36 protein-coding genes are annotated in these 22595 nt (G+C 42.5%); 2 read left to right on the top strand and 34 right to left on the bottom strand.

Going from position 1 to position 22595, the window contains the following annotated elements; genetic code table 11:
- The first annotated feature begins 35 nt into the window (after positions 1-35).
- On the top strand, positions 36-2501 hold the full coding sequence (locus F1644_RS10410) for a TonB-dependent receptor domain-containing protein (protein ID WP_118304006.1): 2466 nt from the start codon (positions 36-38) through the stop codon (positions 2499-2501).
- On the opposite strand, the gene F1644_RS10415 is transcribed toward F1644_RS10410, so the two are convergent.
- The 34 genes from F1644_RS10415 to rpsL form a co-directional block, all read right to left on the bottom strand.
- Positions 2498-2710, bottom strand: a complete 213-nt coding sequence (locus F1644_RS10415; RefSeq protein ID WP_262889274.1) for a winged helix-turn-helix transcriptional regulator — start codon at positions 2708-2710, stop codon at positions 2498-2500. The two genes, F1644_RS10410 and F1644_RS10415, sit on opposite strands and share 4 nt — an antisense overlap.
- A gap of 69 nt (positions 2711-2779) precedes the next feature.
- Positions 2780-3286, bottom strand: a complete 507-nt coding sequence (rplQ, locus tag F1644_RS10420; protein WP_087421406.1) for a 50S ribosomal protein L17 — start codon at positions 3284-3286, stop codon at positions 2780-2782.
- A 5-nt stretch (positions 3287-3291) separates the two neighbouring features.
- Positions 3292-4284, bottom strand: a complete 993-nt coding sequence (locus F1644_RS10425) for a DNA-directed RNA polymerase subunit alpha (RefSeq protein WP_118303782.1) — start codon at positions 4282-4284, stop codon at positions 3292-3294.
- Positions 4285-4300: 16 nt separating this feature from the next.
- Positions 4301-4909, bottom strand: a complete 609-nt coding sequence (rpsD, locus tag F1644_RS10430; RefSeq protein ID WP_087421405.1) for a 30S ribosomal protein S4 — start codon at positions 4907-4909, stop codon at positions 4301-4303.
- Between the two features lie 106 nt (positions 4910-5015).
- On the bottom strand, positions 5016-5405 hold the full coding sequence (gene rpsK, locus F1644_RS10435; protein WP_027201653.1) for a 30S ribosomal protein S11: 390 nt from the start codon (positions 5403-5405) through the stop codon (positions 5016-5018).
- Between the two features lie 18 nt (positions 5406-5423).
- Positions 5424-5801 (bottom strand): 30S ribosomal protein S13, encoded by a 378-nt coding sequence (gene rpsM, locus F1644_RS10440; RefSeq protein WP_027201654.1) that lies wholly within the window; start codon positions 5799-5801, stop codon positions 5424-5426.
- A 33-nt stretch (positions 5802-5834) separates the two neighbouring features.
- A complete protein-coding gene (gene ykgO / locus F1644_RS10445; protein ID WP_072025884.1) occupies positions 5835-5951 on the bottom strand; it encodes a type B 50S ribosomal protein L36 in 117 nt (38 codons plus the stop codon).
- An 11-nt stretch (positions 5952-5962) separates the two neighbouring features.
- Entirely contained in the window at positions 5963-6184 is a 222-nt protein-coding gene (gene infA, locus F1644_RS10450) for a translation initiation factor IF-1 (RefSeq protein ID WP_009137817.1), read from the bottom strand.
- Between the two features lie 3 nt (positions 6185-6187).
- A complete protein-coding gene (map, locus tag F1644_RS10455) occupies positions 6188-6964 on the bottom strand; it encodes a type I methionyl aminopeptidase (RefSeq protein WP_118303780.1) in 777 nt (258 codons plus the stop codon).
- 23 nt (positions 6965-6987) lie between these two features.
- Positions 6988-8331, bottom strand: a complete 1344-nt coding sequence (secY, locus tag F1644_RS10460) for a preprotein translocase subunit SecY (RefSeq protein WP_118260069.1) — start codon at positions 8329-8331, stop codon at positions 6988-6990.
- Between the two features lie 101 nt (positions 8332-8432).
- A complete protein-coding gene (rplO, locus tag F1644_RS10465; RefSeq protein ID WP_087421403.1) occupies positions 8433-8879 on the bottom strand; it encodes a 50S ribosomal protein L15 in 447 nt (148 codons plus the stop codon).
- 28 nt (positions 8880-8907) lie between these two features.
- Positions 8908-9090, bottom strand: coding sequence for a 50S ribosomal protein L30 (gene rpmD, locus F1644_RS10470; RefSeq protein WP_087421402.1), 183 nt, complete (start codon positions 9088-9090; stop codon positions 8908-8910).
- A gap of 13 nt (positions 9091-9103) precedes the next feature.
- Entirely contained in the window at positions 9104-9610 is a 507-nt protein-coding gene (rpsE, locus tag F1644_RS10475; RefSeq protein ID WP_027201659.1) for a 30S ribosomal protein S5, read from the bottom strand.
- Positions 9611-9622: 12 nt separating this feature from the next.
- A complete protein-coding gene (gene rplR / locus F1644_RS10480) occupies positions 9623-9979 on the bottom strand; it encodes a 50S ribosomal protein L18 (protein ID WP_027201660.1) in 357 nt (118 codons plus the stop codon).
- A gap of 22 nt (positions 9980-10001) precedes the next feature.
- The gene (gene rplF / locus F1644_RS10485) at positions 10002-10556 is read right to left on the bottom strand and encodes a 50S ribosomal protein L6 (protein ID WP_087421401.1); all 555 of its coding nucleotides are present in this window, start codon (positions 10554-10556) and stop codon (positions 10002-10004) included.
- A gap of 15 nt (positions 10557-10571) precedes the next feature.
- Positions 10572-10967: a 30S ribosomal protein S8 gene (gene rpsH / locus F1644_RS10490; protein ID WP_018337672.1), complete on the bottom strand. Its 396-nt coding sequence runs from the start codon at positions 10965-10967 to the stop codon at positions 10572-10574.
- Between the two features lie 18 nt (positions 10968-10985).
- Complete coding sequence (rpsN, locus tag F1644_RS10495; protein ID WP_027201662.1) at positions 10986-11255, bottom strand: 30S ribosomal protein S14; 270 nt, start codon at positions 11253-11255, stop codon at positions 10986-10988.
- A 12-nt stretch (positions 11256-11267) separates the two neighbouring features.
- Positions 11268-11816, bottom strand: a complete 549-nt coding sequence (gene rplE / locus F1644_RS10500; RefSeq protein WP_087421400.1) for a 50S ribosomal protein L5 — start codon at positions 11814-11816, stop codon at positions 11268-11270.
- 119 nt (positions 11817-11935) lie between these two features.
- Positions 11936-12259, bottom strand: coding sequence for a 50S ribosomal protein L24 (gene rplX / locus F1644_RS10505; protein WP_027201664.1), 324 nt, complete (start codon positions 12257-12259; stop codon positions 11936-11938).
- A gap of 91 nt (positions 12260-12350) precedes the next feature.
- The gene (gene rplN / locus F1644_RS10510; protein WP_118303778.1) at positions 12351-12716 is read right to left on the bottom strand and encodes a 50S ribosomal protein L14; all 366 of its coding nucleotides are present in this window, start codon (positions 12714-12716) and stop codon (positions 12351-12353) included.
- Positions 12717-12718: 2 nt separating this feature from the next.
- Positions 12719-12973 carry a 30S ribosomal protein S17 gene (gene rpsQ, locus F1644_RS10515; protein WP_027201666.1) on the bottom strand — a complete coding sequence of 85 codons (255 nt, stop codon included), beginning with the start codon at positions 12971-12973 and terminating at the stop codon, positions 12719-12721.
- Between the two features lie 7 nt (positions 12974-12980).
- Entirely contained in the window at positions 12981-13175 is a 195-nt protein-coding gene (gene rpmC, locus F1644_RS10520; RefSeq protein ID WP_118303776.1) for a 50S ribosomal protein L29, read from the bottom strand.
- 44 nt (positions 13176-13219) lie between these two features.
- On the bottom strand, positions 13220-13639 hold the full coding sequence (rplP, locus tag F1644_RS10525) for a 50S ribosomal protein L16 (protein ID WP_027201668.1): 420 nt from the start codon (positions 13637-13639) through the stop codon (positions 13220-13222).
- Between the two features lie 29 nt (positions 13640-13668).
- Positions 13669-14397: a 30S ribosomal protein S3 gene (gene rpsC, locus F1644_RS10530; protein ID WP_027201669.1), complete on the bottom strand. Its 729-nt coding sequence runs from the start codon at positions 14395-14397 to the stop codon at positions 13669-13671.
- Positions 14398-14402: 5 nt separating this feature from the next.
- Positions 14403-14822 (bottom strand): 50S ribosomal protein L22, encoded by a 420-nt coding sequence (rplV, locus tag F1644_RS10535; RefSeq protein ID WP_027201670.1) that lies wholly within the window; start codon positions 14820-14822, stop codon positions 14403-14405.
- Positions 14823-14858: 36 nt separating this feature from the next.
- Positions 14859-15128 carry a 30S ribosomal protein S19 gene (gene rpsS / locus F1644_RS10540; protein WP_027201671.1) on the bottom strand — a complete coding sequence of 90 codons (270 nt, stop codon included), beginning with the start codon at positions 15126-15128 and terminating at the stop codon, positions 14859-14861.
- A gap of 19 nt (positions 15129-15147) precedes the next feature.
- Positions 15148-15972, bottom strand: a complete 825-nt coding sequence (gene rplB, locus F1644_RS10545; RefSeq protein ID WP_087421397.1) for a 50S ribosomal protein L2 — start codon at positions 15970-15972, stop codon at positions 15148-15150.
- Between the two features lie 5 nt (positions 15973-15977).
- Complete coding sequence (rplW, locus tag F1644_RS10550) at positions 15978-16268, bottom strand: 50S ribosomal protein L23 (protein ID WP_087421396.1); 291 nt, start codon at positions 16266-16268, stop codon at positions 15978-15980.
- Between the two features lie 3 nt (positions 16269-16271).
- On the bottom strand, positions 16272-16910 hold the full coding sequence (rplD, locus tag F1644_RS10555) for a 50S ribosomal protein L4 (RefSeq protein ID WP_118303774.1): 639 nt from the start codon (positions 16908-16910) through the stop codon (positions 16272-16274).
- The gene (gene rplC, locus F1644_RS10560) at positions 16910-17527 is read right to left on the bottom strand and encodes a 50S ribosomal protein L3 (RefSeq protein ID WP_027201675.1); all 618 of its coding nucleotides are present in this window, start codon (positions 17525-17527) and stop codon (positions 16910-16912) included. Before rplC ends, rplD begins: the two co-directional genes overlap by 1 nt.
- A 66-nt stretch (positions 17528-17593) precedes the next feature.
- Positions 17594-17899, bottom strand: coding sequence for a 30S ribosomal protein S10 (gene rpsJ / locus F1644_RS10565; RefSeq protein ID WP_009137840.1), 306 nt, complete (start codon positions 17897-17899; stop codon positions 17594-17596).
- Between the two features lie 77 nt (positions 17900-17976).
- Positions 17977-20079: an elongation factor G gene (gene fusA, locus F1644_RS10570; RefSeq protein ID WP_087421394.1), complete on the bottom strand. Its 2103-nt coding sequence runs from the start codon at positions 20077-20079 to the stop codon at positions 17977-17979.
- Positions 20080-20096: 17 nt separating this feature from the next.
- A complete protein-coding gene (rpsG, locus tag F1644_RS10575; RefSeq protein WP_027201677.1) occupies positions 20097-20576 on the bottom strand; it encodes a 30S ribosomal protein S7 in 480 nt (159 codons plus the stop codon).
- A gap of 117 nt (positions 20577-20693) precedes the next feature.
- Positions 20694-21101, bottom strand: coding sequence for a 30S ribosomal protein S12 (gene rpsL, locus F1644_RS10580; RefSeq protein WP_087421393.1), 408 nt, complete (start codon positions 21099-21101; stop codon positions 20694-20696).
- 429 nt (positions 21102-21530) lie between these two features.
- Here rpsL and F1644_RS10585 point away from each other — a divergent pair, with 429 nt between their 5' ends.
- A complete protein-coding gene (locus F1644_RS10585) occupies positions 21531-22532 on the top strand; it encodes a DUF3089 domain-containing protein (RefSeq protein ID WP_118303772.1) in 1002 nt (333 codons plus the stop codon).
- The last annotated feature ends 63 nt before the right edge of the window (positions 22533-22595 follow it).

Genomic DNA, 22595 nt, shown 5'->3' on the forward strand with positions numbered 1-22595 from the left:
CTTCGACGGAATGTTCAATTGTGTATAAAGTGTATATGAGTAAAGTAAAAGAAGCTGTTTTAGCTATCTTCTTCACGTTGTTTGCCCTATCTACCTTTGCCCAAACGGGAAGTGTCAGGGGACGAATTATAGATGCTAAAACGAAGAAACCCTTAGAGTTTGTCAACGTGAGTATCCGGGCCACGGGAACTCAAACCCCGTTAACCGGAACAGTCAGTGATTCAACCGGAGTTTTCCGTATCAACCGAGTGAAGAACGGGACTTACACGCTCACCGCCTCGTTTATCGGTTACAAATCCGTGGAAAAAGAATTCACGATCTCACCGACCGCGAGAAACGTAAACGTGAAAAACATCCTTTTAGAAGAAGACAGTCAAGTGATTGACGAGATAAAGGTTGTCGGCCAACGAGCACAAATGAGATTCGAAATCGACAAAAAAGTCTTCGACGTGGAATCCAATATTTCTCAAGCCGGAGGATCAGCCAGCGAGCTACTTGAAAATATTCCCTCGGTGGAGGTAGACAACGAGGGTGAAATCTCTTTACGGGGAAACTCAAGTGTTACGATCTGGATCAATGGCAAGGCATCAGGCCTGTCCGCAGATAACCAAGCCCAAATACTAGAACAAATTCCTGCTGAAAGTATTGAGCGCATAGAATTGATCACGAACCCCTCGGCCAAATTCAGCCCGGAAGGGACTTCCGGAATCATCAACATTATTTTGAAGAAAAACCGGAAAGCCGGATATTACGGTAGTTTCCAAGTCGGGGCCGATATTTTAGGCGGGTATAATGCCAGCGGTAGTATCAATTACAGTAGTGGTAAGATTGAATCCTACCTTAACGTCGGGTACCGCCAAAGGAAATCGGAAGGTAAGGATAATACAGATCGTATTAATCTGGATGACCAAGGTAATCCGGTCTCCTACTTGAACCAGAAAGGCTGGAACGATCGGGATGGCGGTTCACTCTTCACTCGGGCAGGTCTAACACTACACCTCACCCAGACCGACCATATCGGAATTGAAGGATTCGGACATTTCGGGAACCGGAATTCCAACAACACCATTCGTTACGAAAGCGATGTCCCTAGCTCGTTCACCAGTAGCGAACGTATCAGCGATTCTGACAACTCCTCCAAAGGGGGCAACATCAACCTCGACTACAAGCATGAATTCAGCGAAAGCAGTAATCTCGTGGCTCGTGCTTCGTGGGATTTATGGGTTTCTGACGGGACCAGTACATACAAACAACATTCCCTCTACCCAGAAAATAAAGAAACCTCTTCCTGGCAAAAACAGGAAAGTGACAACCGTTCACAAAGCTGGGAATTTCAAGCAGACTACGTGAACCAATTCACGGAAGAAAGTAAGTTGGAGGCAGGTTATAAAGGTACGCTCAGCAGCCAAAAAAGTCCCGTGGAAACCTATTCCGGTGAAACGGAAACGACAGCCGATTTTGACGAGTTATTATATAACAAATACTCTTACGACCGAAATATCCAAGCCTTATACGCCACGTTCTCCACGAAAGTGAATAACTTCGGGTTGCAACTAGGCTTACGGGGAGAATACACGGACACGGAGACCAAATCACTGGGGTACGGAGAAACCGAGGCCACGGCCATTCCTTATAAAGACGACTATTTCAGTTTATTCCCCAGCCTGTTCCTCTCGTACAGTCTTCCGAAAAATCATGAAATACAGGTCAACTACACCCGACGAATTTCACGTCCCAGAGGCTGGCAATTGAACCCGTTTATGAACATGACCGATTCACTCAATATCTCGTTCGGAAATCCTTACCTTTCTCCGGAATATTCCAATTCCTTCGAGTTGAATTACATCAAGACTTGGGAAAAACACACGCTATCCGTCTCCACCTACTACCGGAACACGGACGACGTGATCCAACGTATTCGTTACCGGGAAGGAGATGTCATGAAAAGTACGTCGGCGAACATTACACAATCTTCTTCTGCCGGAGCCGAAATCGTGGCAAAAAACAAACTACTGAAATTCTTGGACTTTACAACAACCCTGAATTTCTATTATAACGAACTGGAAGGCTTTTCTTACCTCCCGGCAGGAGCAGACACCCCGGTTACAGGAGAACGGGACGATAACTTCTCCTGGACAGGTAAAATCATTGCCAATGCCATGCTACCGTACGCCATCTCGTTACAGGCTACCGGAAGCTACAACTCCAAACAGATTATTGCTCAAGGCCACCGGGAGGCAAGTTACCGCTTAGATCTGGGAGCCCGGAAGTTTTTCTTTGACCGGAAAATAAACCTTAGTATAAGCGTGCAGGACATTTTGAATTCCCGTAGTTGGCACAGCATCACTTCCGGTAACGGGTTTAAACAAGATAGTGATAGTTGGAGAAAAGGCGGGGTTTTCCGTTTCACGTTAAGCTACAACTTCGGAAACATGAAAGCTTCCAAGCAAAAGCAACAGCGCCCTTCGGAAGAGATGAACATGATGGAAGAAGAGTTTTAATTTTTAATTATCACTTCCCAACGTCCACCTTTGTCCGGCCCGATTCTGCGGAGTATTCCGTCAGCTTTGAGCCGGGCAAAATGTTTTTCTACCGCTTTCGACGAAATCCCGATCCGTGTCGCAACAGCCGTGGCACTCAACATCGGATCTTCCAATAACAAGGAAATAATTTTCTCCCTACCTTTTTTTATTTTTCTCCCTACGGCCAAAACAATCGTTCCCCTAAAAAATAACCCCGGACGTATTGCCCGGGGTTATTTTTTATCTGGAATAATACTTTATTCAGCTTTCGGAGCTTCTTCCGTAGCAGGAGCCTCAGCCACCTGAGTTTCCTCGGTAGCGGCAGGAGCAGCCTCTTTCTTAGCAGAAGGTCTTCTACGACGAGTAGTTTTCTTAGCCTCTTCTTTCTTCACTTCAGTATAAGTCGTGTTATAATCCACCAACTCAATCATACACATTTCAGCGTTATCCCCCAAACGGTTACCCAATTTCAAAATACGGGTATATCCTCCCGGACGATTAGCAATTTTTTGTGCAACGTCACCGAACATTTCAGCAACAACTTCTTTGCGACGAAGGTAAGAGAAGACGGTTCTTCTAGAGTGAGTCGTGTCGTTTTTGGCTTTCGTCAAAAGCGGCTCAACATAGACCTTTAGGGCCTTAGCTTTAGCTAGTGTCGTTTGGATTCTCTTGTGAAGAATCAAAGAACAAGCCATATTAGAAAGTAGAGCATGTCTGTGAGAACTAGTTCTACCTAAATGGTTAATTTTCTTATTATGTCTCATTTTACTTATTCTTTGTCTAATTTATACTTGGCAACATCCATACCGAATTCAAGGTTATTGTTCTCCAGAAGGGCTTCCAACTCAGTCAAAGACTTCTTACCGAAATTTCTAAACTTCAACAAGTCGTTCTTATTAAATTGAACAAGCTCACCCAAAGTTTCAACCTCAGCTGACTTCAAACAATTCAATGCACGCACGGAAAGATCCATGTCCACAAGTTTCGTCTTCAACAGCTGACGCATATGCAATACCTCTTCATCAAACTCTTCGTTTCCATATTTATCCTCTGTTTCAAGAGTAATTTTCTCGTCAGAGAACAACATGAAGTGATGGATCAAGATTTTAGCAGCCTCTTTCAACGCATCCGTGGGATTGATAGAACCATCAGTCTCGATGTCGAAAACCAAACGTTCATAGTCAGTTTTTCCTTCTACACGGTAGTTCTCAATCTCGTATTTCACGTTTTTAATCGGCGTGTAAATAGCATCGATAGGAATTACACCAATCTCGGCATCTACAGGCATATTCTCTGAAGCAGGAACATAACCGCGTCCTTTTTGAATGGTCAACTCCATGTCTAGGCTCGTGGAAGTATCCATGTTGCAGATTACCAATTCCGGGTTCAAAACCTCAAACCCTTTCAGGAATTGATTCATATCACCGGCAGTAAACGTCTCCTGTCCAGAAACGGTAACGGTCAACTTTTCATTCTCCACGTCCTCCACTTTTCTTTTTAACCGAACCTGTTTCAAGTTCAAGATAATCTCGGTTACATCTTCAATGACACCAGGGATTGTCGCAAACTCATGATCTACACCTTGAATTTTAATACCGGTAATCGCAAAGCCTTCCAAAGAAGACAACAAGATTCTGCGTAGTGGATTACCAATAGTGATGCCGTAACCTGGCTCCAACGGGCGGAATTCGAATTTACCGAATCTATCCGTTGATTCAAGCATGATTACTTTGTCCGGTTTCTGGAAAGCTAATATTGCCATATATATTTTTATTTTACTACTTAGAATACAACTCTACGATTAACTGCTCTTTAATGTTCTCTGGAATATCTGCTCTTTCCGGAACATTAAGTAGTTTACCACTCATAGCTGCAGCATCCCACTCTAACCAAGAGTATCTGCTACTTCTATTTCCTCTCAATGATTCGTTAATCACTTCCAGTGCCTTAGATTTCTCTCTTACAGCAACAACATCTCCCGGACGAACGTGACATGAAGGAATGTTACATACGTGACCGTTAATAGTGATGTGTCTGTGAGAAACAAACTGACGGGCAGCCGCACGGGTAGGAGCGATTCCTAAACGATAAACCACGTTATCCAAACGACATTCCAACAATTGAAGTAATACCTCACCGGTTACTCCCTTACTACTTTCAGCTCTCTCGAATAAGATACGGAATTGTCTTTCCAACAAACCGTAAGTATATTTTGCTTTTTGTTTTTCTTTCAACTGAGTACCGTACTCAGAGATTTTCTTTCTACGATGAGCAATACCGTGTTGTCCGGGAGGGTAATTACGATGTTCTAACGCTTTATCCGGTCCAAAAATGGGCTCACCAAATTTTCTTGCTATCTTAGACTTAGGTCCTGTATATCTAGCCATTTTATTATGATTTTAAATTTTAGATTTTAAATTTTAAATTGTCGCGATTCTTCAAATCGTTCGAACCTCAAATTTTACAATTTACAATTTACAATTTAAAATTACATTAGACTCTTCTCCGTTTGGGAGGACGACATCCATTGTGCGGAAGTGGCGTAACATCAATGATCTCGGCAACTTCGATTCCGCAAGCGTGGATAGCACGAATTGCTGATTCTCTACCGTTACCCGGTCCTTTGACATATACCTTAACTTTTCTCATTCCCAAATCGAAAGCAACTTTACCACAATCGGTAGCTGCTGTCTGGGCTGCATAAGGGGTGTTTTTCTTTGATCCTCTAAATCCCATCTTACCTGCTGATGACCAAGAGATGACTTGTCCACTTGAATTAGTCAACGAGATAATGATGTTATTAAAAGATGAATGAACGTGTGCTTGTCCCACGGCTTCAACTTTAACTAGCCGTTTCTTGTTTGATGTAGACTTCTTTGCCATAATTCAATCTCTAATCAATTATTTAGTTGCTTTCTTCTTGTTAGCAACAGTTTTCTTTTTACCCTTTCTCGTACGGGCATTGTTCTTCGTACTTTGTCCTCTTACCGGAAGACCGATACGATGTCTGATTCCTCTGTAACAACCGATATCCATCAGTCGTTTGATGTTCATTTGGACTGAAGTTCTCAACTCTCCTTCTACTTTGTACCCACCATTGATGACATTACGTACAGCAGCTAGTTGATCGTCATTCCAATCCTTTACCTTAGTGTCAAAATCGATGCCGGCCTTTTCTAATATGGTCCTGGCACTACTTCTACCTATACCAAAGATATAGGTCAGAGCTATCTCCCCTCTCTTGTTTGAGGGCAAATCTACACCAACGATTCTTGCCATAAATCTCTTTTACTCTTTTTACTAAATTAATAATCAACCCTGACGTTGTTTGAACTTCGGGTTCTTTTTGCAAATGACGTACAAAACGCCTTTTCTTCTTACAATCTTGCAATCAGCACTACGCTTCTTAACAGATGCTCTTACCTTCATTGCTCAACAATTTAATTTTTATATCTAAATGTTATCCTACCTTTCGTGAGATCGTAAGGGGACATATCCACTCTCACTCTATCTCCCGGAAGTATCTTTATATAGTGCATTCGCATCTTTCCCGAAATGTGGGCTGTTATAATATGCCCGTTTTCCAGTTCAACACGAAACATAGCATTTGACAATGCTTCCGTTATTACTCCATCTTGCTCTATCGAAGGCTGTTTCGCCATAATTCAATTTTTACAATTTCCTGTCTCTATATATTCAAATGTTGACAAAATATCAGCTTCACCTTTTCTGATAGCCAACGTATGCTCGAAATGTGCGGCGGGCAGATGATCTCTTGTCTTTATTGTCCATCCGTCTGCCATCTGGAAAACGTTACGGGCTCCCATATTAATCATGGGCTCAATAGCGATCACCATTCCGATCTTCAATTTGCATCCCTGTCCTCTTCGTCCGTAATTCGGCACCTGAGGCTCTTCATGCAAGTTCTTTCCCACGCCATGACCGACCAGTTCCCTGACAACAGAGAATCCATTCGCTTCGGCATACGACTGCACGGCATAACCAATATCTCCTATCCTCATTCCCGCAACAGCCTGTTCTATCCCTTTGTACAAGCTATCTTTTGTCACTTGTAAAAGCTTTTTCACTTCATCACTAATCTCCCCGACAGCAAAAGTATAGGCGCTATCCCCATAAAAACCATTCTTCACAACCCCGCAATCAACGGATACGACATCACCTTCCTCTAAACGACGAGAGGACGGAATCCCATGAACCACTTCGTCATTCACTGAAATACAAAGCGTGTTTGGGAACCCTCCATACCCGAGAAATCCGGGAATGCCACCATTCGAACGAATAAAATCCTCAGCGATCTTATCCAACTCTAAAGTCGAAATACCCGGGCGAATGTGTTTGGACACCTCACCCAGAGTCTTTCCTACTAATTGGTTGCTTTCCCGCAATAACTCAATCTCCTCCTGTGTCTTTAAAAAAATCATGCCGCAAAAGTACAATTTATTTCTTAATATGCAGCAGGTCCTCCAGGATTTTTACCTTTAATACGTCCCGATTTCATCAACCCGTCATAGTGACGCATCAACAAGTGTGATTCGATTTGTTGTAATGTATCCAACACTACACCAACCAAAATCAACAAAGACGTACCTCCATAGAACTGAGCAAACTGGTGGTTAACACCCGAGATCTGGGCGAAAGCCGGAAGAATTGCTACAATTCCCAGGAATATAGATCCAGGAAGTGTGATTCTAGACATAATGGTATCGAGGAACTCCATCGTTTTTCTTCCCGGTTTTACACCCGGAATAAATCCACCATTCTTCTTCATATCCTCAGACATTTGCATCGGATTCACCGTGATAGCCGTGTAGAAATAAGTAAACGCGACAATCATGATAAAGAACGTGAAGTTATACCAGAATCCCGTGAAGTTTGAAAACGCTGCAGCAAAACCGGATAATGATTCCGAATTTGCATAGTTTATCAAAGAAATAGGCAATAACATGATAGCCTGAGCGAAGATGATAGGCATAACTCCGGCTGCGTTGATCTTCAACGGAATGTATTGACGAACGCCACCGTATTGTTTGTTACCCACGATTCTCTTGGCATACTGTACAGGCACTTTACGTGTTCCCTGTACAAGCAGGATTGACCCACAGAATACCAGGAATAATATGATCAACTCGATCAAGAATGCTACCAAACCTCCTCCTTGTTGAGAAACTCTGGAAGTTAACTCTGCAAAGAAAGCGAACGGTAAACGAGCGATGATACCGATCATAATGATGATGGACACACCGTTACCGATTCCCTTATCAGTAATTCTCTCTCCCAACCACAGGACAAACATTGAACCTGCAGCCATGATCACGATGGAAGGGAGCTGGAATTGCCAAAAACCAGTAGATACAAAAGCCTCTGCCGGTACCTGAGCTTTCAAGTTTGTAAGATACGCCGAACCTTGTAATACCAGGATAACTAATGTGAGGTACCGCGTAATCTGGTTAATCTTACGTCTACCGCTCTCGCCTTCCTTCTGTAAGCGCTGGAAATAAGGAACCGCAATTCCCAATAACTGCACAACGATGGATGCGGAGATGTAGGGCATAATACCTAACGCAAATACCGACGCGTTCGAGAATGCACCTCCTGAGAACATATCCAACAAGCCTAATACTCCGCTGGATGTCTGATCTTTCAGAGCCTGCAAACCATGAGGGTCGATACCCGGCAGTACGATCTCTGTTCCTAACCTGTAAACGAGAATAAGCCCAAGCGTAGTAAGAATCCTAGTCTTGAGCTCTTCTATTTTCCAAATGTTCTTTAATGTATCAAATAACTTCATAAGTTCTTTCTTTTAAGGCATTGATTTGGGATTTTGTTAAAGTTGCTTCAAAAATAGTAATTCTATTTTAAAAACAACTTTAAACTCCCAAATTTTTAATCTTACAATTTAACTACTGTTCCGCCAACAGCCTCGATAGCGGCTACCGCTTTAGCGGAGAAAGCATCAGCTTTCACCTCAAGCTTAGCAGTTAACGCTCCGTCACCTAATACCTTAAGAAGATCGTTCTTAGACATTAACCCGGCTTGAATCAATACATCCCGGTCGATCACGGTAAGATTATCTCTTTCAGCCAGAGCCTGAAGCATCCCTACATTGATAGCTTTATATTCTACTCTGTTTATATTTTTAAAGCCAAATTTCGGTACACGTCTCTGCAAAGGCATCTGCCCACCTTCAAAACCAATCTTAGATTTATAACCTGATCTTGATTTGGCTCCCTTGTGCCCTCTTGTAGAAGTACCTCCTTTTCCGGAACCTTGACCACGACCAATTCTCTTTTCTCTGTGAGTTGATCCGGCAGCCGGTTTTAAGCTACTTAAATCCATTGTATACTCTTTAAAATAGGTTTAACAATTACTTTACTTCCTCCACGCGCACGAGATGTTGCACTTTAGCAACCATTCCCATGATTTGCGGTGAAGTTTCGTGTTCAACACTGCTGTTCACTTTTCCGAGGCCCAGTGCGTTCAAAGTAGCAATTTGACGTTTATCACTACCAATTCTACTTCTTACCAATGTAATTTTAATCTTTGCCATCGTTACTTCCAGTTTATCCGTTAAACACTTTGTCAAGACTAATTCCTCTCTGTTGTGCAATCATACGAGGATCTCTCAATAACTTCAAAGCAGCGAAAGTTGCTTTTACCAAGTTGTGAGGGTTGGATGATCCTTTAGATTTTGCCAACACGTCTTTCACTCCTGCACTTTCCAACACGGCACGCATAGCACCTCCGGCAACCAGCCCGGTACCGGAAGAAGCGGGACGCATGAATACAGTTGCACCACTATATTTAGCCTCTTGCTCGTGAGGAAGAGTTCCTTTCAATACAGGTACTTTAATCAAATTTTTCTTCGCAGCCTCAACGCCTTTTGCAATAGCAGTAGTTACCTCGTTAGCTTTACCTAACCCGTAACCCACGGTACCGTTTTCGTCGCCTACAACCACAATAGCAGAGAAACTGAATGTTCTACCTCCCTTGGTAACTTTCGTTACACGGTTGATAGCCACCAATCTGTCTTTCAATTCCAAGTCTGCACTATTAATCTTCTGTTCCATTCTTGCCTACTTTTAAAAATTAAGACCACCGTTACGAGCAGCATCTGCTAATGCTTTCACTCTTCCGTGATATAAATACCCGTTTCTGTCAAACACAACAGCGGTAATCCCGGCTGCTTTTGCCTTTTCAGCAAGCATAGCCCCCAACAATTGGGCCTGTTCTGTCTTGTTACCTTTCTTTTCAGCGATCTCCTTGCATAAAGAAGATGCTGATACCAGAGTTTTTCCGGCGTTATCATCAATCAACTGAGCAGAAATTTGCGTGTTTGAACGGTATACGGACAAACGGGGTCTCTCAGCTGTTCCGAAGATTACTTTACGTATTCTTCTCTTTATTCTTATTCTTCTTTCTACCTTAGTTAAAGCCATAACATTACTTTTTTACAGGTGATTAAACTTTAGCTGATTTACCAGCCTTACGACGAAGAACTTCACCCACAAATTTAATACCTTTACCTTTATACGGCTCCGGTTTACGGAATGAACGAATCTTAGCCGCTACCTGACCGATCAATTGTTTATCGCAACTTTCCAGCGTGATAATCGGGTTAGCACGTTTTTCATTAAGCACACTTACTTTCACTTCGTTCGGTAACACCATGAAGATTCCGTGTGAATAACCTAATCCCAATTCAAGAACCTGACCTTCAGCGTTTGCTCTGTAACCTACTCCGACCAACTCTTGTTTGATCGTGTAACCTTCAGAAACACCTACAACCATGTTGTGAATCAAGGAACGATATAAACCGTGCATGGCTTTATGAGCTTTATCTTCTGACGGACGCTCTACAACAACGTGAGCTCCTTCCACTTTCACGATCATATCTGCGTGTACGTCCTGAGAAAGTTCTCCCTTAGGACCTTTAACTACGACCGTGTTATCAGGATTTACAGTAACTGTAACCCCTTGTGGTATATCTATTGGTAATTTTCCTATTCGTGACATTTTCCGCCCTTTTTATTAATAAACATAACACAATACTTCTCCACCAACATTCTTTTGGCGAGCTTCTTTATCAGACATTACGCCTAATGACGTTGACAAAATCGCGATACCTAATCCGTTTAACACGCGAGGCATATCCTCTACGTTCGTGTAACGTCTCAGACCCGGTTTTGAAACACGTGTCAATGTCCTAATGGCGGGAGCCTTCGTTTCAGGATGATATTTCAAAGCAATTTTAATGTTGCTTCTAACACCATCTTGCTCGAATTTATAATTCAGGATATATCCTTTTTCTTTTAAGATTTTGGTCATTTCCCGTTTCATTTTTGACCCGGGGATATCCACAACTTTATGACCTGCTTTTACTGCGTTCCTAATACGAGTCAGGAAATCTGCTATTGGATCTGTCATCTCTTCAAATTTTAAATATTACCAACTAGCCTTTTTAACTCCAGGTATAAGTCCGGCAGATGCCATTTCGCGGAATTGAATTCTGCTTATACCAAATTGTCTCATGTACCCTCTCGGTCTTCCCGTCAATTTGCATCTGTTGTGCAAACGAACGCGACTTGAATTCTTAGGCAGAAGGCTTAATCCAATATAGTCTCCTTCCTCTTTTAATTTAGCTCGTTTCGCGGCGTACTTTTCTACCAATTTTGCACGCTTTACCTCACGGGCCTTCATTGATTCTTTTGCCATTTCGCTTTTTTTTTAGTTCTTTTTAAATGGTAATCCAAATTCTCTTAGAAGAGCAAAAGCCTCTTCGTCGGTATTAGCCGAAGTTACAAACGTTACATTCATACCCATGATCTTGTGAACACTGTCCAACACGATTTCCGGGAAAATGATCTGCTCTTCTATTCCTAATGTGTAATTTCCTCTTCCATCAAGCTTATTGTTGATTCCTTTGAAGTCGCGGATACGCGGAAGCGCGGAAACAATAAGTCTTTCTAAAAATTCATACATACGTTCTTTACGCAAGGTTACTCTAACGCCAATCGGCATTCCTTTACGTAATTTAAAGTTAGAAACGTCCTTGGTAGATTTACAAGCAACAGGCTTTTGACCGGTAATGGTTGCAATCTCGTTCATTGAAAACTCAAGGATTTTCTTATCCTGGATGGATGATCCCACGCCCTGATTGATTACTATCTTCTCCAATCTGGGTGCCTGCATAACTGACTTGTATCCGAACTCCTTCATCAAAGTCGGTACAATTTCTTCGTTATACTTTGTTTTGTAATTTGGTACGTATTTCATTTATAATTATTTGGTTATCATGCCTCACGGCATATTACATTAAATTTGCGGCTGCAAAGCTACAAATTTAAATTAATAATTGCAAGTTGCTCTGGGACAACCTGCAATTATTTATTTTACTATTTCAATTCCTGTCCGGATTTCTTAGCGTATCTTACTAATTTTCCTTCGGCATTCCGTCTACGTCCTACCTTTGTCGGTTTTCCCGTAACCGGATCAACCACGTTCAAGTTGGAAATGTGAATAGGAGCTTCCTTCTTGATAATTCCTCCTTGCGGGTGAGTTGCGTTGGGTTTGGTATGTTTGCTTACCAGGTTGATACCCTCAACAATAGCTCTTTGCTTGTCCGGAATCATTTCAAGTACTTTTCCCTGCTTTCCTCTGTCTTCTCCTGCATTTACCTGAACTAAGTCACCTTTCTTTATATGAAACTTCTTGCTCATCGTATAAATTATTTATGATTTATGATTTACGACTTATGATTCAAGAAATTCGATTATGCAATCTAAAATCCAAAATCATAAATCTAAAATCTTAAAGTACTTCGGGGGCTAATGACACAATCTTGGTATAACCCTCACGAACTTCTCTGGCAACAGGTCCGAAGATACGAGTTCCTCTCATTTCACCCGCGTTGTTCAATAACACGCAAGCATTGTCATCAAAGCGGATATAAGATCCGTCCGGACGTCTGTATTCTTTACTTACACGAACTACCACAGCCTTACTAACTGAACCTTTTTTTACTTCACCGTTCGGGATGGCGTTCTTCACGGCAACAACGATTTTATCGCCTACGCGTGCATATCTTTTCCTGGTACCACCAAGAACACGGATACAAAGCACTTCTCTAGCGCCGCTGTTGTCGGCTACGGTCAATCTACTTTCTTGTTGTATCATGATTACTTAGCTCTTTCAATGATTTCAACTAATCTCCATCTCTTGGTTTTACTCAAAGGACGGGTCTCCATAATTCTCACTGTATCCCCGATGTTACATTCATTTTTCTCATCGTGAGCAGTGAACTTCTTGGTCTTGTTGACGAACTTCCCGTAAATCGGGTGTTTCTCCTTAAAATGAACGGCAACCGTGATAGATTTGTCCATCTTGTTGCTTACCACAAGACCGGTACGCTCTTTTCTAAGATTTCTTTCCATTTTTCTACTACTTATTTAATTCACGTTTGCGTAACTCCGTCATCAATCTAGCGATGTTTCTTCTTGTCGTCCGGATTAACATCGGGTTCTCAAGTGGAGAAACAGCATGGTTCATCTTCATCTTGTTCAAGGCAGCTTTTTCTGTCTCGATCTTTTCTCTTATCTCTTCAGTGGTTAAATCTTTAATCTCTGATGTTTTCATTTCTCTTACAATTTTTCGTTTCGAAATTCAAAATAGTCTCACGACTACTCAGTGTAATCACGTCTAACCACGAACTTAGTAGCGATGGGTAGCTTTTGTGCTGCCAGGCGCAATGCCTCCTTAGCGATTGCATACGGAACTCCATCTGCTTCGAAAAGAATACGACCCGGAGTAACAGGAGCAACGAATCCTTCTGGAGATCCCTTACCCTTACCCATACGAACCTCAGCGGGTTTCTTAGTAATAGGTTTATCTGGAAATATACGAATCCATATCTGACCCTGTCTTTGCATGTAACGGGTTACTGCAACACGGGCTGCCTCAATCTGGCGTTGTTCGATCCACATGTTCTCCAACGCCTTGATCCCGAAAGATCCAAATGCAAGTTCATGTCCTCTTTGGGCATTCCCTCTCATTCTCCCTTTCTGCGATCTTCTGTATTTAGTCCTTTTTGGCTGTAACATAGCTCTTGATCTATTTAAAAGTTAAAAGACTATTTTTTTCTCTTTTTGAAACCGCCTTTTTTGCCGGCATTGTTCGGACGGTTGTTGTTCTCTTTTTGAGCACCAACCAATGCATTCGGAACCAGCTCACGTTTTCCGTAAACTTCTCCCTTGCAAATCCAAACTTTAATACCCAACTGACCATAGGTCGTCAATGCCTCGGCCTGAGCGTAATCAATATCAGCACGGAACGTGTGCAATGGAATTCTACCTTCTTTGTAGATCTCGGCTCTTGCCATTTCAGCACCGTTCAAACGACCGGAAATCAAGATCTTGATACCTTCTGCACCCATTCTCATGGTAGAAGCGATAGCCATCTTGATTGCTCTACGGTAAGCCACACGACCTTCCAGCTGACGAGCTATATTATTACCCACGATCACGGCATCCAATTCAGGACGTTTGATCTCGAAGATATTAATTTGAACTTCCTTATCGGTGATCTTCTTCAGCTCCTCTTTCAACTTATCAACTTCTTGTCCGCCTTTACCGATGATAATACCCGGACGAGCGGTGTTGATCGTGATCGTGATTAGCTTCAGGGTTCTCTCGATAACAATCTTAGCGATTCCTGCTTTAGCGAGACGGGCGTTCAGATACTTTCTGATCTTGTAATCTTCCACCAATTTATCGCCATAGTTCTTACCGCCAAACCAGTTAGAATCCCATCCTCTGATGATTCCTAATCTATTGCTTATTGGATTAACTTTCTGTCCCATGCTAACTATTCTTTTGTAATGTTTTCAACAGCTGTCTTGCTTCCCAACACGATCGTCACGTGATTTGAACGTTTACGAATCCGGTGAGCTCTTCCTTGCGGGGCCGGTCTAAGTCTTTTCAACATACCTGCACCGTCAACGAAAATTTCCTGCACGAACAAGGAGGCTTCGTCAACACGTTTACCCTCGTTCTTTTGTTCCCAGTTAGCAATTGCTGAAAGCAACAACTTTTCAACTCTACGAGCAGCTTCTTTAGGACAAAATTTAAGCATATCCAAAGCTTTTTGTACATCTACTCCGCGGATCAAGTCTGCCACCAATCTCATTTTTTGAGGAGATGTAGGACAATCGCGAAGAATTGCAAAAGCCTTCTCTTTTTTGGCTTCTTTATTCTGATTTGCTCTTAATCTTTTTCTTGCACCCATTTTAATACATCTTCTTTAGTTCAACTTTACCATGCATTATTTTTTCTTTTTATCAGCATGGCCTCTAAATGTACGTGTCGGCGCGAATTCCCCCAATTTATGACCTACCATATTTTCAGTCACGAATACCGGGATAAATTTATTACCGTTGTGTACAGCGATAGTGTGCCCTACGAAGTCCGGAGAGATCATGGAACGACGAGCCCAGGTTTTAACAACCGATTTCTTATTGGACTCATTCATTACCAATACTTTTCTCTCTAACTTGAAATCAATAAAAGGGCCTTTTTTTAACGAACGACTCATAACATCAATAATTAATCAGTTATTTTTTCCTTCTTTCTATGATATACTTGCTAGAGTGTTTCTTAGGAGCTCTAGTCTTGTAACCCTTAGCCAACAAGCCTTTTCTTGAACGAGGATGTCCTCCTGAAGCACGGCCTTCACCACCACCCATCGGGTGATCAACCGGGTTCATTACGACACCTCTCACGCGAGGTCTGCGGCCTAACCAGCGAGTACGACCTGCTTTACCTGAACGTTCCAGCGCGTGGTCGGAGTTTGACACCGTACCAACAGTTGCACGACAGGTTAACAGCACCATACGGACTTCACCAGAAGGTAACTTGATTGAAGCGTATTTCCCTTCTCTTGCTACTAACTGAGCGTAAGAACCGGCGCTACGAGCCATCACGGCTCCTTGTTGCGGTCTTAACTCGATGTTATGAATGATTGTACCTAATGGGATTTCAGATAAGAACAATGCATTTCCAACTTCCGGAGCAACACCTGCACCACTCATCACGGTTTGACCAACTTCCAAACCGTTCGGTGCCACGATGTAACGTTTTTCTCCATCTGCATACACTAATAGAGCAATTCTCGCCGTACGATTGGGATCGTACTCGATCGTTGCAACACGAGCCGGAACATTATCCTTGTCGCGTTTGAAATCTATTATTCTGTATCTTTGTTTATGACCACCACCTATATATCTCATTGTCATTTTACCGGTGTTGTTACGTCCACCAGTTTTACTCTTTGGTCCTAACAATGATTTCTCAGGTCTATCTGTAGTCAACTGATCAAAGGTAATCGCTACCTTATGTCTCTGACCAGGAGTTACAGGGTTTAATTTTCTTACAGCCATCTTAATTAAATATTGCTAAAAAAATCAATACTATCACCTTCTGCTAAGGTCACAATTGCTTTCTTGAAGGAAGCGGTTCTTCCGGAAATAACACCTGCTTTCGTGTAACGAGATTTAGCATCTCCTTGGTACACCATCGTGTTCACAGATTTCACGGTCACGCTATACATCGTTTCAACTGCTCTCTTAATCTCAAATTTATTCGCTGCTTTGCTAACAACGAATGCTACTCTGTTCTGCTTGTCAGTCAATGCAGTCATTTTCTCTGACAAAATGGGCTTCACAATTACTTGCATGTCTTACTCTTCATTAAGATTGAACATTTCATTTAGGCCCTGCACTGAACTTTCAACGAACACGAGACTCTTAGCTCTCATGATATTGTAAGTTGCAAGATCGCTAACTCTCATCACATCCACGTATTGCAAGTTACGAGCTGACAATAAAACGTTCTCGTTCATGTCATTGGTAACCAACAGGATGTTACGGTTATCTAATTTCAGGTTGTTAAACAGCTGAATCATCTGTTTTGTTTTCGGTGCCTCAAAGTTGAGATCCTCAACAATAGTTACCGCGTTAGAAGCGGCTTTTACAGATAATGCTGATTTACGGGCCAATCTTTTCAGCTTCTTGTTCAATTTGAAGCTATAATCTCTTGGTACGGGTCCAAACACTCTACCCCCTCCTCTAAACAGAGGGTTCTTGATACCACCTGCACGGGCGCCACCGGTACCTTTTTGCTTTTTCAGCTTGCGGGTACTACCGGAAATTTCATTTCTTTGTTTTGACTTGTGGGTCCCTTGGCGGTTGTTCGCTAAAAACTGCTTTACATCAAGATAAATAGCGTGCTCGTTAGGCTGAATCCCGAAGATAGCGTCGTTTAACTCTACCTTCCTGCCTGTCTCTTGTCCGGCAATGTTTAATACACTTAACTCCATTACTTCTCGATAATTACGTATGAACCTTTAGCTCCGGGGATAGAACCCTTCACCAATAACAAATTATTTTCAGGTATCACTTTCAGCACTTCCAAGTTCTGAACCGTTATTCTGTCACCACCTGTTTGTCCACCCATACGCATTCCTTTGAACACGCGTGACGGTGTAGAACAAGCACCGATAGATCCCGGTTTTCTTTGACGGTTGTGCTGACCGTGAGTAGCCTCTCCTACTCCGGCAAATCCATGGCGTTTCACAACACCTTGGAAACCTTTTCCTTTACTAGTCCCGACTACATCAACGTACTCTGTTCCTTCGAACAAGTTCACGTCAATTACATCACCTAACTTGTACTCGACATCATACCCTGAAAATTCCACGAGTTTTCTTTTCGGAGTTGTGCCTGCCTTTTTAAAGTGTCCACTTAGCGGTTTGGTTGTGTTTTTCTCTTTTTTGTCATCAAAACCCAACTGAATTGCTGTGTAACCATCTTTCTCAATAGTCTTTACTTGGGTTACAACACATGGACCGGCCTCAATCACAGTGCATGGAATACTTTTTCCCTCGGCACTGAATACGGAAGTCATTCCGACTTTTTTTCCAATTAAACCTGGCATCTCTTTTTTTCTCTTTTTAAAAATAGGTTTTCAATCTCTTAATAACGACATAGGTTTTCGCCGTTATCAAACTTTAATCTCTACTTCAACACCACTCGGTAATTCAAGTTTCATCAAGGCGTCAATCGTACCTGCAGTTGAACTGTAGATGTCGATTAATCTTTTGAACGTGCATACCAAGAATTGCTCGCGGCTCTTTTTGTTCACGAACGTAGAGCGGTTTACAGTAAAAATTCCCTTGTGAGTAGGAAGTGGAATCGGACCACTAACCACTGCTCCGGTAGCCTTCACTGTCTTTACAATCTTCTCTGCAGACTTGTCAACCAAGTTGTGATCGTAAGATTTCAACTTAATTCTGATTTTTTGGCTCATGTTTTTAATTATGATTTATGATTTAAGATTTACGATTCTCGATCACTCTCGAATCGTAAATCAGCAATCTAAAATTCTTATAATAGTTCTACTCTACCGTTATTTTTCTCTACCACTTCTTTGGCAATTCCCTTCGGAACTTCAGCGTAGTGAGAGAATTCCATGGATGAACTTGCACGACCGGAAGACAAAGTTCTCAAAACGGTCACGTAACCGAATTGCTCTGCTAGCGGCACTTTAGCCTCGATCACGCGAGCCCCGGCTCTTGATTCCATTCCTTCAACCTGTCCGCGACGACGGTTCAAGTCACCGATAATATCTCCCATGTACTCTTCCGGGGTTACCACCTCAAGTTTCATGATCGGCTCCAACAATACGGGTTTAGCCTTTTGAGCTGCCTCCTTGTAACCGATCTTAGCGGCCATTTCGAAAGACAACGCATCAGAGTCAACCGGGTGGAATGAACCGTCGAGCAAAGTAATCTTCAAGCTAACAAGTTCATAACCGGCCAAAACACCATTAGCCATCGCATCTTTGAATCCTTTCTCTACAGAAGGGATAAACTCCTTCGGAATATTACCACCTTTCACCTCGTTCACGAAAGTCAAACCTTCTTTGCCTTCTTCAGCCGGCTCCATTCTAAAGATGATGTCAGCGAATTTACCACGACCTCCGGTTTGTTTCTTGAACACGTGACGGTGTTCAACGGTTCCGTTAATAGCCTCTTTGTAAGCCACTTGAGGAGCACCTTGGTTACATTCAACCTTGAATTCACGTCTCAGACGGTCAAGGATAATATCCAAGTGAAGCTCACCCATACCGCTAATGACAGTCTGACCTGAATCTTCATCCGTTTTTACGCGGAAAGTCGGGTCTTCTTCAGCCAATTTAGCCAAAGCCATACCTAACTTATCAGTATCTTTCTGTGTAAGCGGCTCAACAGCGATACCGATCACCGGCTCGGGGAAAGTCATACTCTCCAACACGATCTGGTTTTCCTCGGTACACAGAGTATCTCCGGTACGAATATCTTTAAATCCAACGCAAGCACAAATATCACCAGCCTCGATCACGTCTTTCGGCTGTTGTTTGTTAGAGTGCATTTGGAACAAACGAGAAATACGTTCTTTTTTCTCGGTACGCGGGTTGTACACGTATGAACCGGCCTCGATCTTACCAGAGTAAATACGAGTGTAGCACAAACGTCCCACGAACGGGTCAGTAGCGATCTTGAATGCCAATGCAGAAAGCGGGGCTTCCGGATCAATCTCGAAAGTCACAGCCTCTTCCGTACGCGGTCTTTTACCAGCAGCAGCCGGAATATCCAGCGGGTGCGGCAAGTAAGCGATAACAGCATCCAACAGGTTCTGAACACCTTTGTTCTTGAATGAAGAACCGCACATCACCGGACAGAAGTCCATAGCGATAACGGCCTTACGAACCACTGCTTTCAATTCTTCAACAGTGATTGATTCAGGATCTTCGAAGAAACGCTCCATCAAAGCCTCATCCTGAACGGCAGCGGCCTCAACTAATTTTTCTCTCCATTCCTGAGCTTCTGCCAACAAATTCTCCGGAATTTCCTTGATCGTAGCTTCCAATTCACCATTCTCCCACACGTAAGCTTTCATCTCGATCAAATCGATAACTCCCTGAAATCCATCCTCAGCACCGATCGGTAACTGTAATGGAATAGGATTCGCGTGTAATTTTTCGCGGATCTCACGTACTGCTTTGAAGAAGTCAGCACCTGAACGGTCCATTTTATTCACGAAAGCAATTCTCGGAACACCATATTTATTCGCTTGACGCCAAACCGTTTCCGATTGCGCCTCAACTCCACCCACGGCACAGAACAATGCAACAGCACCGTCCAACACACGCAACGAACGCTCCACCTCAACGGTAAAGTCAACGTGTCCCGGAGTGTCAATAATATTTACTTTATATTGTTGACCTTGATAATTCCAGAAACAGGTAGTAGCGGCAGAAGTAATGGTAATACCTCTCTCCTGCTCTTGTACCATCCAGTCCATGGTAGCCGTACCGTCATGCGTTTCACCGATTTTGTGATTCACTCCGGTGAAATACAGGATACGCTCAGTTGTTGTCGTTTTACCGGCATCAATGTGAGCCATGATACCGATGTTTCTTGTTAAATGTAAATCTCTCTTTGCCATTTATCTTATCCCTTCAATTAAAATCTGAAATGTGCAAAAGCTCTGTTGGCTTCAGCCATACGATGAATATCCTCTTTCTTCTTGAAAGCCGCTCCTTCTTCCTTGTATGCAGCCATGATTTCAGCAGCTAGTTTTTCTGCCATGTTTCTTCCGCTTCTTTTGCGAGAGAACAATATCATATTTTTCACGGAGATAGCTCTTTTTCTCATCGGGTTGATTTCCATCGGTACTTGGAATGTTGCACCACCTACACGACGACTCTTTACCTCTACTTGCGGAGTGATATTCTCCAAAGCTTGCTTCCAGATGTCCAATGCGGGTTTCTCTTCCTTCTTGGCCATTTTCTCGTCTACGATGTCAATTGCATCATAGAAAATTCTAAACGCGATAGACTTCTTTCCGTCTACCATTAAATCATTAACGAACCGGGTAACCAACACGTCGTTGAACTTCGGGTCCGGTAACAGGATTCTTTTTTTTGGTTTACTCTTTCTCATCTCTTCTAGTTTACGAATTTGTTCGTTCGCTGCCCTTACCGGTCTTCAACGGTCTCACGACCATTTACTCAACTTTTCGGGAACAACCCATAAACAACTCCTGTCAATTAATTTTTTTTACTTCTTACCTTTTGCCGGAGCTGCAGCAGCACCTTTTTTCGGTCTCTTAGCACCATACTTGGAACGACTTTGTAAACGACCGTTTACACCAGCAGCATCCAATGTACCGCGAACCAAGTGATAACGAACTCCCGGAAGGTCTTTCACACGACCGCCTCTAATCAACACGATAGAGTGCTCTTGCAAGTTGTGTCCTTCTCCCGGAATGTAGGCATTCACCTCTTTTCCGTTGGTTAATCTAACTCTGGCAACCTTTCTCATCGCTGAGTTCGGTTTCTTCGGGGTTGTCGTGTACACACGAACACAAACCCCGCGTCTTTGCGGGCAAGCATCCAAAGCCGGAGCCTTGCTCTTGTCCTGGATTTTTGTTCTTCCTTTTCTTACTAACTGTTGAATAGTTGGCATACAAGTACTTTTAAATTAGTTACTTTTATTCAATTTGGCTCGCAAAGGTAGTAACTTTATGCATCACCACCAAACATTTCTATCTTTTTTTTCGAAAAAAGCATAAGACTGTGAGAATGTTAGCCGACAATAAACCGATGAAATTCTATGAAAGAACTATTTCTCCTACCCTGCTTTTTCGAATCAAAGACGAATCAAAGACACTCGTGAACGTCTTTGATTCGTCTTTGATTCGAAATTGATACGTCTTTAATTCCCGTATACATCGAATATACATTAGCTATTCATTGGGTTTCCCCCTATTCCCCCAGAAACAATTCACTTACAAATTAAGAGTAAATCCACGGCAGGATAAAACGTTTATTCCACAATCAAACATATGAAGAAAATACCTATTTTTGCCTTAAATTTTACATCAAAAATAAAATTATGGGGAAGGCTGTTTTGAAATATATTTTTGCTTTTTGCTCCTTGCTTTTAGTTATCTCCTGCGGGAAAATTTCTTCGGATTCCACGAATGACGAGGTGGATTACTCGGATAGCAAGTGTTGGTTCGAGGCCAATCAAGAGGGCATGAACAAGAAGGTCGATATTTTTTACGTGGTACCTACTTGCATTTGGGATTATACCGACAGCCTCGGGCAAATACAACATAACATGGACATATTCAACACGAAACAGCGTCAAATGGTAGACCCGTCTATTCGATTGGCCAAAAATATCTTGTCAGACAGTTGTAATTTTTTCTCTCCCTATTACCGTCAGATTTCGATGGACAGCTGGTTGTCTTTGGACACGGCTCTTATCGAAAAACGTTTTCAATTGGCTTACAAAGACGTGGTAGCCGCCTTTCGTTACTATTGGAACAATTACAATCAAGGACGTCCTTTCATTCTTGCCGGCCACAGCCAAGGTGCAAAAGCCGTGATCGAATTATTGAAGCACGAGATAACACCGGAGATCTACCAGCACTTGGTCGCATCTTACGCCATCGGGTATACAATCACGCAAGAGGAACTAGACAGTTATCCTTATCTACGAATGGCTAAAGACTCCACGGACGTGGGGGTGATCATCGGATTCAATAGCGTGACAAAACCGGAAGCAATTTCTCCATTGTTCAAAAATAACATCGTGTGTATTAATCCCCTGAACTGGAAAACGGATGCTAGCCCCGGAGTTTCTTATCAAGGTTTTACCGCATCTATCGACCCTTCCATCCATACAATCGTGGTAACAGGAATTGATGAAGATAAATATTATATTCCCAGCGTGGAAGTACTTTTACCTAAAGGAAATCTACACGTGGAAGAATTTAATCTTTACAATCAGAATTTGAGAAAAAATGTTTTACAGCGCATACGTGCATTCCATGAACGTTCTTTTCAATCAAATTCACGCTCGCCCCAGATGCAAAGCTCCGAGGAATAAAATCTAATTTTCCTTATCCATCCCCCTACCGGGATCTCGTATATTCTTTGTATATTTGTATCT

The organism is Butyricimonas paravirosa, assembly GCF_032878955.1.
Lineage (GTDB): Bacteria > Bacteroidota > Bacteroidia > Bacteroidales > Marinifilaceae > Butyricimonas > Butyricimonas paravirosa.

Excerpts from the sequence above, each read along its gene's own strand:
- rplC (WP_027201675.1), bottom strand. The coding sequence starts at position 17,527 with ATGCCAGGTTTAATTGGAAAAAAAGTCGGAATGACTTCCGTATTCAGT.
- rplV (WP_027201670.1), bottom strand. The coding sequence starts at position 14,822 with ATGGGTGCAAGAAAAAGATTAAGAGCAAATCAGAATAAAGAAGCCAAA.
- rpsD (WP_087421405.1), bottom strand. The coding sequence starts at position 4,909 with ATGGCTAGATATACAGGACCTAAGTCTAAGATAGCAAGAAAATTTGGT.
- F1644_RS10410 (WP_118304006.1), top strand. The coding sequence starts at position 36 with ATGAGTAAAGTAAAAGAAGCTGTTTTAGCTATCTTCTTCACGTTGTTT.
- F1644_RS10585 (WP_118303772.1), top strand. The coding sequence starts at position 21,531 with ATGGGGAAGGCTGTTTTGAAATATATTTTTGCTTTTTGCTCCTTGCTT.
- rplP (WP_027201668.1), bottom strand. The coding sequence starts at position 13,639 with ATGTTACAGCCAAAAAGGACTAAATACAGAAGATCGCAGAAAGGGAGA.
- rplN (WP_118303778.1), bottom strand. The coding sequence starts at position 12,716 with ATGATACAACAAGAAAGTAGATTGACCGTAGCCGACAACAGCGGCGCT.
- rplR (WP_027201660.1), bottom strand. The coding sequence starts at position 9,979 with ATGGCTTTAACTAAGGTAGAAAGAAGAATAAGAATAAAGAGAAGAATA.
- rpsJ (WP_009137840.1), bottom strand. The coding sequence starts at position 17,899 with ATGAGCCAAAAAATCAGAATTAAGTTGAAATCTTACGATCACAACTTG.
- rpmD (WP_087421402.1), bottom strand. The coding sequence starts at position 9,090 with ATGGCAAAGATTAAAATTACATTGGTAAGAAGTAGAATTGGTAGTGAT.
- F1644_RS10425 (WP_118303782.1), bottom strand. The coding sequence starts at position 4,284 with ATGGCAATATTAGCTTTCCAGAAACCGGACAAAGTAATCATGCTTGAA.
- rplF (WP_087421401.1), bottom strand. The coding sequence starts at position 10,556 with ATGTCACGAATAGGAAAATTACCAATAGATATACCACAAGGGGTTACA.
- rplO (WP_087421403.1), bottom strand. The coding sequence starts at position 8,879 with ATGGATTTAAGTAGCTTAAAACCGGCTGCCGGATCAACTCACAGAGAA.
- rplQ (WP_087421406.1), bottom strand. The coding sequence starts at position 3,286 with ATGAGACATAATAAGAAAATTAACCATTTAGGTAGAACTAGTTCTCAC.
- rplB (WP_087421397.1), bottom strand. The coding sequence starts at position 15,972 with ATGGCTGTAAGAAAATTAAACCCTGTAACTCCTGGTCAGAGACATAAG.
- rpsC (WP_027201669.1), bottom strand. The coding sequence starts at position 14,397 with ATGGGACAGAAAGTTAATCCAATAAGCAATAGATTAGGAATCATCAGA.
- rpsQ (WP_027201666.1), bottom strand. The coding sequence starts at position 12,973 with ATGGAAAGAAATCTTAGAAAAGAGCGTACCGGTCTTGTGGTAAGCAAC.
- rplW (WP_087421396.1), bottom strand. The coding sequence starts at position 16,268 with ATGCAAGTAATTGTGAAGCCCATTTTGTCAGAGAAAATGACTGCATTG.
- rpsN (WP_027201662.1), bottom strand. The coding sequence starts at position 11,255 with ATGGCAAAAGAATCAATGAAGGCCCGTGAGGTAAAGCGTGCAAAATTG.
- rplE (WP_087421400.1), bottom strand. The coding sequence starts at position 11,816 with ATGAAATACGTACCAAATTACAAAACAAAGTATAACGAAGAAATTGTA.
- rpsS (WP_027201671.1), bottom strand. The coding sequence starts at position 15,128 with ATGAGTCGTTCGTTAAAAAAAGGCCCTTTTATTGATTTCAAGTTAGAG.
- rpsL (WP_087421393.1), bottom strand. The coding sequence starts at position 21,101 with ATGCCAACTATTCAACAGTTAGTAAGAAAAGGAAGAACAAAAATCCAG.
- rpsM (WP_027201654.1), bottom strand. The coding sequence starts at position 5,801 with ATGGCAAGAATCGTTGGTGTAGATTTGCCCTCAAACAAGAGAGGGGAG.
- rpsK (WP_027201653.1), bottom strand. The coding sequence starts at position 5,405 with ATGGCAAAGAAGTCTACATCAAACAAGAAACGGCTAGTTAAAGTTGAA.
- ykgO (WP_072025884.1), bottom strand. The coding sequence starts at position 5,951 with ATGAAGGTAAGAGCATCTGTTAAGAAGCGTAGTGCTGATTGCAAGATT.
- rpsE (WP_027201659.1), bottom strand. The coding sequence starts at position 9,610 with ATGGAACAGAAGATTAATAGTGCAGACTTGGAATTGAAAGACAGATTG.
- fusA (WP_087421394.1), bottom strand. The coding sequence starts at position 20,079 with ATGGCAAAGAGAGATTTACATTTAACAAGAAACATCGGTATCATGGCT.
- rplD (WP_118303774.1), bottom strand. The coding sequence starts at position 16,910 with ATGGAGTTAAGTGTATTAAACATTGCCGGACAAGAGACAGGCAGGAAG.
- rpsH (WP_018337672.1), bottom strand. The coding sequence starts at position 10,967 with ATGACAGATCCAATAGCAGATTTCCTGACTCGTATTAGGAACGCAGTA.
- infA (WP_009137817.1), bottom strand. The coding sequence starts at position 6,184 with ATGGCGAAACAGCCTTCGATAGAGCAAGATGGAGTAATAACGGAAGCA.
- rplX (WP_027201664.1), bottom strand. The coding sequence starts at position 12,259 with ATGAGCAAGAAGTTTCATATAAAGAAAGGTGACTTAGTTCAGGTAAAT.
- rpmC (WP_118303776.1), bottom strand. The coding sequence starts at position 13,175 with ATGAAAACATCAGAGATTAAAGATTTAACCACTGAAGAGATAAGAGAA.
- map (WP_118303780.1), bottom strand. The coding sequence starts at position 6,964 with ATGATTTTTTTAAAGACACAGGAGGAGATTGAGTTATTGCGGGAAAGC.
- rpsG (WP_027201677.1), bottom strand. The coding sequence starts at position 20,576 with ATGAGAAAGAGTAAACCAAAAAAAAGAATCCTGTTACCGGACCCGAAG.
- secY (WP_118260069.1), bottom strand. The coding sequence starts at position 8,331 with ATGAAGTTATTTGATACATTAAAGAACATTTGGAAAATAGAAGAGCTC.